The organism is Streptomyces sp. URMC 123, from assembly GCF_051386515.1.
Taxonomy (GTDB): domain Bacteria; phylum Actinomycetota; class Actinomycetes; order Streptomycetales; family Streptomycetaceae; genus Streptomyces.
Genome location: NZ_JBPQTV010000034.1, coordinates 23,652 through 31,765 on the forward strand (window position 1 = coordinate 23,652; position 8,114 = coordinate 31,765).

The following is an 8,114-nucleotide window of genomic DNA, read 5'->3' on the forward strand; positions in this document are numbered from 1 at the left end:
CGCCGGCGAGAGGGGCCGGACGACGGGTCGCCTCAGCGGCGGCCGGTCTTGCTGCCGCCCTTGGTGGGGGTGACGAGGCGGCTGCCCGTCCAGTCCTTGCCGGCGCTGATGCTCTTGGTCTGGGACAGGCCGGCGGTCTGCGCGGCATCGTTGATGTCGCTCGGCTCGATGTAGCCGTCCCGCCCGGTCTTGGGCGTCATCAGCCAGATCTCGCCACCCTCATCGATCAGGCCGATGGCATCCACCAGCGCGTCCGTGAGGTCCCCGTCGTCATCCCGGAACCACAGGAGGACGACGTCGGCCACGTCGTCGTAGTCCTCGTCGACGAGATCCTGGCCGATCACGGCCTCGATACCTTCACGGAGCTCCTGCTCGACGTCATCGTCGTAGCCGATCTCCTGGACCACCTGTCCGGGCTCGAACCCCAGCCGGACGGCCGGGTTGGTTCGCTCCTCCGCGTGGTCCGCGGTCGCGCTCACGGATTGCCTCCTGTCATGTTTCGGGTTGTGCTGCCGCCTCGCGCGTACGCGGGGCATTGGGCGTAGTCCACACGGCCCGGTCGGATCGCGCAAGTACCCGGCCACCGTTCCCGCCCAAACGTTGACGTCTCGCCTCATCTCCAAACATCACGCCGCCCCCGTCGGTGATTCACGCCACAGCGGAGCGCCGGGTTCATGAGGTACTGGGGCCCGAGTGGGGGTTCAGGGCCGAACGGCCGTACGCTGGGCCCGTCGCGCTGGGCGTATGGTTGCGATTTGGCCGCTTACAAGCCGCGAGGGCCCGTAGAGCGTCCCGTCTCACAGAGTGGTGGTTACCGCCCAGTAGAGATGACGTTTCCGCCCCCTAGGTACACGATGGGAGGCGGCGCGACACCAGCAGAGCACCACCGAGCAGCGAAGGAACAGCGTGGCTTCCGGATCAGATCGCAACCCGATCATCATTGGCGGCCTTCCCAGTCAGGTCCCGGACTTTGATCCCGAGGAGACCCGGGAATGGCTCGACTCGCTCGATGCCGCCGTCGACGAGCGAGGCCGTGAGCGTGCCCGCTACCTGATGCTCCGCCTGATCGAGCGCGCGCGCGAGAAGCGCGTCGCCGTGCCCGAGATGCGCAGCACGGACTACGTCAACACGATCGCGACCAAGGACGAGCCGTTCTTCCCCGGCAACGAGGAGATCGAGCGCAAGATCCTGAACGCGACCCGCTGGAACGCGGCCGTCATGGTCTCCCGCGCCCAGCGCCCGGGCATCGGGGTCGGCGGTCACATCGCCACCTTCGCCTCCTCGGCCTCGCTCTACGACGTGGGCTTCAACCACTTCTTCCGGGGCAAGGACGGCGGTGACGGCGGCGACCAGATCTTCTTCCAGGGCCACGCCTCCCCGGGTGTGTACGCGCGCGCGTTCCTGCTGGACCGCCTGAGCGAGCAGCAGCTCGACGCGTTCCGCCAGGAGAAGTCGAAGGCGCCGTACGGCCTGTCCAGCTACCCGCACCCGCGGCTGATGCCGGACTTCTGGGAGTTCCCGACCGTCTCGATGGGCCTCGGCCCCCTCGGCGCGATCTACCAGGCGCGGATGAACCGCTACATGGAGGCGCGCGGCATCGCCGACACCTCCAAGTCCCACGTCTGGGCCTACCTCGGCGACGGCGAGATGGACGAGCCCGAGTCGCTCGGCCAGCTCACCCTGGCCGCCCGCGAGGGTCTGGACAACCTCACCTTCGTGGTCAACTGCAACCTCCAGCGCCTCGACGGCCCGGTGCGTGGCAACGGCAAGGTCATCCAGGAGCTGGAGTCGGTCTTCCGCGGCGCCGGCTGGAACGTGATCAAGCTGGTGTGGGATCGCAGCTGGGACCCGCTGCTGGCCCAGGACCGGGACGGTGTGCTGGTCAACAAGCTGAACACCACCCCCGACGGCCAGTTCCAGACGTACGCCACCGAGACCGGCGCGTACATCCGCGAGCACTTCTTCGGTGACGACCACCGGCTGCGCAAGATGGTCGAGCACATGACCGACGACCAGATCCTGCATCTGGGCCGCGGTGGCCACGACCACAAGAAGATCTACGCGGCCTACGCGGCGGCCAAGGCCCACAAGGGCCAGCCGACCGTGATCCTGGCGCAGACGGTCAAGGGCTGGACCCTCGGCCCGAACTTCGAGGGCCGCAACGCGACCCACCAGATGAAGAAGCTGACGGTCGACGACCTCAAGCGCTTCCGGGACCGGCTGCACCTGCCGATCGCCGACAAGGAGCTGGAGTCCGGCCTGCCGCCGTACTACCACCCCGGTCGCGACTCGGACGAGATCCAGTACATGCACGACCGCCGCAAGGCGCTGGGCGGCTATGTGCCGACCCGCGTCGTGCGCGCCAAGCCGCTGAACCTCCCGGACGACAAGGCGTACGCCGCCGCGAAGAAGGGCTCCGGTCAGCAGTCGATCGCCACCACCATGGCGTTCGTCCGCATCCTCAAGGACCTGATGCGGGACAAGGAGATCGGCAAGCGCTTCGTGCCGATCGCCCCGGACGAGTACCGCACCTTCGGCATGGACGCGTTCTTCCCGTCCGCGAAGATCTACAACCCGCTGGGTCAGCAGTACGAGGCCGTGGACCGCGAGCTGCTGCTGGCGTACAAGGAGTCCCCGACCGGTCAGATGCTGCACGACGGCATCTCCGAGGCGGGCTGCACCGCCTCGCTGATCGCCGCCGGCTCCGCCTACGCCACGCACGGCGAGCACCTGATCCCGGTGTACGTCTTCTACTCGATGTTCGGCTTCCAGCGGACCGGCGACCAGTTCTGGCAGATGGCCGACCAGCTGGCGCGCGGCTTCGTGCTCGGCGCCACCGCCGGCCGGACCACCCTCACCGGTGAGGGCCTCCAGCACGCCGACGGCCACTCGCAGCTGCTGGCCTCCACCAACCCGGCCGTCGTCGCGTACGACCCGGCGTTCGGCTACGAGATCGCGCACATCGTCAAGGACGGTCTGCGCCGGATGTACGGCCCGGACAGCGAGGACGTCTTCTACTACCTCACCGTCTACAACGAGCCGATCCAGCACCCGGCCGAGCCGGCGGACGTGGACGCCGAGGGCATCCTCAAGGGTCTGTACCGCTTCAGGAGCGGCGAGCAGGGCGCGATCCCGGCGCAGATCCTCGCCTCCGGCGTGGCCGTGCCGTGGGCCGTCGAGGCCCAGCGCATCCTCGCCGAGGAGTGGAACGTCAAGGCGGACGTCTGGTCGGCGACCTCCTGGAACGAGCTGCGCCGCGACGCGATCGAGGTCGAGGAGCACAACCTGCTCCACCCCGAGGAGGAGCAGCGCGTCCCGTACGTGACCCGCAAGCTCAACGGGGCGCAGGGTCCGTTCGTGGCCGTCTCCGACTGGATGCGGGCCGTGCCGGACCAGATCGCGCGCTGGGTGCCGGGCTCGTACCAGTCGCTGGGCGCGGACGGGTTCGGCTTCGCCGACACCCGTGGCGCGGCGCGTCGCTTCTTCCACATCGACGCGCAGTCCATCGTCCTGGCGGTGCTCACCGAGCTCGCCAAGGAGGGCAAGGTCGACCGCTCGGTCCTCAAGCAGGCGATCGACCGCTACCAGCTGCTCGACGTGGCGGCGGCGGACCCGGGCGCGGCGGGCGGCGACGCCTGAGCCGTCCGCTCACGCGGAAGGTCGTGACGAAGGGGTCGGGCCCCTTTTCGCGGGCCGCCTAGGATGTGGCGCATGAAGAGCCCGGAGGCGACGGCAGCCCGTTGGGAGCGAGCCGCGCAGTGGCCCCTCCTGGCGCTCGCCGTGCTGTTCGCGCTCGCCTACGCCGTCCCCATAGTCGCGCCCGACGCGCCCCCGCTCGTCCGGGACCTGTGCTGGGGCACCGAATGGCTGGTCTGGGGCGCCTTCGCCGTCGACTACGCGGTGCGGCTGGCCCTCGCCCCCGACCGCTGGGCGTTCGTCCGCGGCCACCCGATGGCGCTGCTCGCCGTCCTGCTGCCGCTGGTGCAGCCGCTGCGGCTGCTGCGCCTGGTGTCGACGCTGCTGCTGGTGGGGCAGCGCGCCCGGATGGCCTCCCAGGTGCGGCTGACCACGTACGTGGCCGGCTCGGTGGTGGGCCTGCTGATGTTCGGCTCGCTGGCCGTGCTGGAGGTCGAGCGGGACTCGCCGAACGGCAACATCCGCAACCTCGGGGACGCGGTGTGGTGGTCGTTCACCACCATGACCACCGTGGGCTACGGCGACCACGCCCCGACGACCGGCCTGGGGCGCGTGCTCGCGGTCGGGCTGATGCTGTCCGGCATCGCGCTGCTCGGTGTGGTGACCGCGAACATAGCGGCGTGGTTCATCTCCCGCTTCGAGCGGGACGACGAGCAGGAGCAGCGGCAGACGGAGGCCATCGCGGCGCTCACGGCCGAGGTGCGGGCGCTCAGGGCGGAGGTGGCCCGGCTGCGGGCGCCTTCGCCGTCGGCGGCGGTCCCCCAGGGCCGGGCCGAGGTGCCGCCGCCGGGCCCCGGGGGCCCGCTCAGCTCTCCCAGATCTTGAAGGCCCGCACCTGGTAGGGCGACCGCGGCACCCACGTCCCGCCGCCGGGGTAGGTGTCGAACTCGCCCGTCTCCGCGCACTCGGCACTCTGATAGGTGGTCACCGGCCGGCCCGTCCGGTTGACCAGCGAGGCCGCGGAGGCCCCGGCGGGCAGCGGCACACAGCTCTCGATGTCCGTGTCGGCCAGCTCATGGACGTACCGGGTGCCCCGGAAGTCGGCCCGCTGCCAGAGGCACAGCCGGCCGGCAGCGCACGGGCCCAGTCCCCCGCCCGCCGGGGCGGCCGCGGCGCGCGCGCCGGGGGCGGCGGCCGGGGCGGCCGAGGCACTCGCGGGGGCGCCGGACGCGGCCGCCAGCGCGAGCCCCGCCGCCAGGGCCACGGCCCCTCTCATGACCTTGCCCGCCCCGGTCCCCTCGCGTACGGGACGGCCGGACGGCGTCCGTGTGTCGATCCCCATGTCGATCCCCCTCGTCACCTTCCGCCCACGGGTGCGGGCGTGACGGCAGCCTGGCGGGCGCGATCGATCGTGCCAAGAGGGATCACCCGGATAGGGGCGGACACGGAGTGTGATCCGGCCACCCGTTCGCCGGGCACGCCATGCCCGGAGCGGACGCAGATCCTTGGCCTCAAACGTGAGCTGAGTCACGCTCTGCACCCAGGGCGTTCCGGTTCTCCTAGGGTGTCCGGCAGTGTCTGCGATTTCTGAGCTCGGCTCCTCCCCCCTCCCGCCATGGATCGGCGGCCCCCGCGCGGTGCGCGTGGCGCTGGCCCTGTCCGTGGTGCTCGTCCTCCTCGCCACCAGCGGCTGGACCGCCGTACGGCACGGCTCGGCGGACGGCACGGGCCGGGCCGGAGCGCTCAGCGCCTGGCGGCACGCCACGATCGACGGCCGCGCGCTGCCCGACCCGGAGGCCGCGCCCCGCGCCCTGGGCCGGTTCTTCGACTCCCTCACCCCGGCCCAGCGCACCCGGTTGGCCGAGGACCACCCCCTGATCGTGGGAAATCTCTCCGGCGCCCCGGTCACGCTGCGCTACCGCGCCAACCGGATCGCCCTCCGGCGGGCGAGCGCCGTGGAGCGCGAGCGGATGACCGACGAGCGGCTCACCCCGCTCGGCCGGCACGAGGCGGGCCGTCGGATGCACCGCTTCGACGCGCTGGCCTCCGCCGACCGCCAGATCCTCGCCTTCGACCCGACGGGCCCCGGCCGGGCCGCCGAGGTCCTCGGCGATCTGGACCGCGCCCGCCAGGTCTCGGTCGTGGTGCCCGGCGTGGACACCAACCTCCTCACCTTCCAGCGGACCGCGCGCCGCTACACCGCCCCCGTCGGCATGGCGCAGTCGCTGCACGAGGCCCAGCGGAAGGCCGCCCCCGGCGCCCGTACGGCCGTCATCGCCTGGGCCGACTACACCGCGCCCGTCGGCATCGGCATGGACGCGGCCCTCGGGCACCTCGCCGAGGACGGCGCCCAGCGGCTGCGGGCCCTCGTCGAGGCGCTGCCCGCCCGCGCCGAACGCGTCTCCCTCTTCTGCCACAGCTACGGCTCGGTCGTCTGCGGGCTCGCCGCGCCCGCGCTGCCCGCGTCCGTCACCGACATCGCGGTCGCCGGCAGCCCCGGCATGCGTGTGGAGCGCGCCGCCGACCTGGGCGGCCGGGCCCGGATCTGGGCCACCCGGGACGCCGACGACTGGATTCAGGACGTGCCCCACCTGGAGATCGGCGAGCTCGGCCACGGCGCGGACCCGGTCTCCCCCGCGTTCGGCGCCCGCGTTCTCTCCTCCGCCGGCGCCATCGGCCACACCGGCTACTTCCAGCCCGATACGGAGGCGCTCCGCAACTTCGCCCGCATCGGGGTCGGCGCGGTCTCCGACGTGAGCTGCGCGGGCGGCGGCGAGAGCTGCCGGGCCGGGCTGCACGGCGCCGACGAGGTTTGACGCGCGTAGCACGCGTGCGGCACCCGAGGGGGGACGGACGGACGACCGGCCCCTACGATGAGCCGCATGGGTGATGTGCTGGCCGGTTCCCACGCCGTCTGGGAGTTCGACTCGGACTCCGTGCTCATCCGCTACGAACGGGGGATGCGCACGCCCAAACTGCTCCAGGCGCTGGGCGAGCGGCGGGTGCCGCACGAGGCGCTGGCCGCGGTGGAGCTCGCGCCCGGCAAGCGGGGCACGGTGGAGCTGCGGGCCCGGCCGCGGCCCGGCGCGGACCCGCTCATCGACGCCGCCGCCGGACAGCTCAAGGACGTCTGCGACCCGTACCGGCTGGTGCTGCCGGCCGAGCGGGAGGCGCTGGCGGAGTACTACGCCGACGAGCTGCGCGCCGTCCTCGGGCCCGCCGCCGCGCAGCCCGCCGACCGCCACCTGGTGGCCGCGCCGCCGGCGCCCCTGCACTTCAAGGCCTACGACGGGAAGGCGTCCTTCGACGGCGCCACCGTCTCCTTCCGCTGGTTCTGGACCGGCGCGTCCACCGCCAAGTGGAAGGCGGGCGACCAGCACGTGCCCGTCCCGGAGATCACCGGCGTCGAATGGCGCGCGCCCGAGGTGATGAGCGGGCACCTGCGGTTGCTGCGGCGCGGCCGGAACGGGGCGGCGGGCCCGCCGTGTCCGCCGTGTCCGCCGGACAAGGACCCGGCGGCGGTCGTCTTCGGCATCGGCTACGGCATGGTCCACGAGTCCCTGCCGTTCGCCGCGGCCGTCCTGGAGGCGGTGCGGCGCGCGGGTGGGTCCGTGCCTTTCGCTGACGCGGCGGTGGAGGGCGGCCCGACGTGTGGGTCCGCCCCGGTCGGGGCGGACCCGGCGCGGGTCGCCGAGCGGATTCGGCACCTCGGGGAGTTGCACCGGGCGGGGTTCCTCACGGATGCGGAATTCACGTCCAAGAAGGCGGAACTCCTGGCTGAGCTCTGACCCGACGTTTCCCCTCCGGGGTGGTCCGCGCGACGTCCCCGTTGTGAGTCGTCCCTGACGTGACGGTCGCCGCTTTCCCGCCCCTCCGGGGCGGGGTTGCCCCGGCCTTCGGCCGAAGCCCCCTTTCCCGTCCCGAAGGGGCTGGGTCTTTCCTCGGCCTTCGGCGCGAACTCCATCTCCCCGCGCCGAAGGCGCGGGGCTTTTTCCCGCCCCTTCGGGGCGGGGGTGGGGTGGTGTCTTTGCGCCCCTGGTGTGCGGGGTGTCGGTGCCGCACCGGGGTACCTCCTCGGCGGCGCACGTGCACGTGGTTTCTTCGGCTTTCCCGCCGTCTCGTGCGCCGCGCTGCGGGGGCACCCCGCTACGTCCCCTCCGGCCGGTTCGGGCGCACAAAGCGGGGTGGGGGTTACGCGCTCCCTGACTGCCTGGCCGGTCCATGGCTCGCGACCCGCTGCGCGCAAACGGCTCCGGCTACGCCGGAGAAAAAGAAACAGACGGGAAGCCGAGGGACGGCCGCAACCAGCTAGGAACACCCCCTACCGCGGGCGCGCCGCAATACCGGCCCGAGGGGACGTGGCGGGGTGCCCCCGCAGCGCGGCGCACATGCTCCCAGGGGGAGCCGAAGAACAAAGGTGCACGTGCGCCGCCGAGGAGGTACCCCGGCGCGGCACCGACCCACCCACGGACAGAGCG

At 72.3% G+C, this 8,114-nt stretch carries 6 protein-coding genes; 4 read left to right on the forward strand and 2 right to left on the reverse strand.

Annotation, left to right across the window (positions count from 1 at the left end; translation table 11 throughout):
* Positions 1–32: 32 nt before the first annotated feature.
* Entirely contained in the window at positions 33–479 is a 447-nt protein-coding gene (locus tag ACSNOD_RS07340; protein ID WP_436765941.1) for a DUF3052 domain-containing protein, read from the reverse strand.
* Positions 480–906: 427 nt separating this feature from the next.
* On the opposite strand from ACSNOD_RS07340, the gene aceE reads away from it, so the two are divergent.
* On the forward strand, positions 907–3,639 hold the full coding sequence (gene aceE / locus ACSNOD_RS07345) for a pyruvate dehydrogenase (acetyl-transferring), homodimeric type (RefSeq protein WP_436765942.1): 2,733 nt from the start codon (positions 907–909) through the stop codon (positions 3,637–3,639).
* 72 nt (positions 3,640–3,711) lie between these two features.
* Complete coding sequence (locus tag ACSNOD_RS07350) at positions 3,712–4,521, forward strand: ion channel (protein ID WP_436765943.1); 810 nt, start codon at positions 3,712–3,714, stop codon at positions 4,519–4,521.
* Here ACSNOD_RS07350 and ACSNOD_RS07355 read toward each other — a convergent pair.
* A complete protein-coding gene (locus tag ACSNOD_RS07355) occupies positions 4,502–4,912 on the reverse strand; it encodes a peptidase inhibitor family I36 protein (protein ID WP_436765949.1) in 411 nt (136 codons plus the stop codon). The two genes, ACSNOD_RS07350 and ACSNOD_RS07355, sit on opposite strands and share 20 nt — an antisense overlap.
* A gap of 298 nt (positions 4,913–5,210) precedes the next feature.
* On the opposite strand from ACSNOD_RS07355, the gene ACSNOD_RS07360 reads away from it, so the two are divergent.
* On the forward strand, positions 5,211–6,452 hold the full coding sequence (locus ACSNOD_RS07360; RefSeq protein WP_436765944.1) for an alpha/beta hydrolase: 1,242 nt from the start codon (positions 5,211–5,213) through the stop codon (positions 6,450–6,452).
* 66 nt (positions 6,453–6,518) lie between these two features.
* On the forward strand, positions 6,519–7,424 hold the full coding sequence (locus ACSNOD_RS07365) for a DUF4429 domain-containing protein (RefSeq protein WP_436765945.1): 906 nt from the start codon (positions 6,519–6,521) through the stop codon (positions 7,422–7,424).
* Positions 7,425–8,114: the final 690 nt, after the last annotated feature.

Bases quoted from the DNA above. Each gene is read 5' to 3' on its own strand.
- ACSNOD_RS07350 (WP_436765943.1), top strand. From the start codon at position 3,712: ATGAAGAGCCCGGAGGCGACGGCAGCCCGTTGGGAGCGAGCCGCGCAG.
- ACSNOD_RS07355 (WP_436765949.1), bottom strand. From the start codon at position 4,912: ATGAGAGGGGCCGTGGCCCTGGCGGCGGGGCTCGCGCTGGCGGCCGCG.
- ACSNOD_RS07365 (WP_436765945.1), top strand. From the start codon at position 6,519: ATGGGTGATGTGCTGGCCGGTTCCCACGCCGTCTGGGAGTTCGACTCG.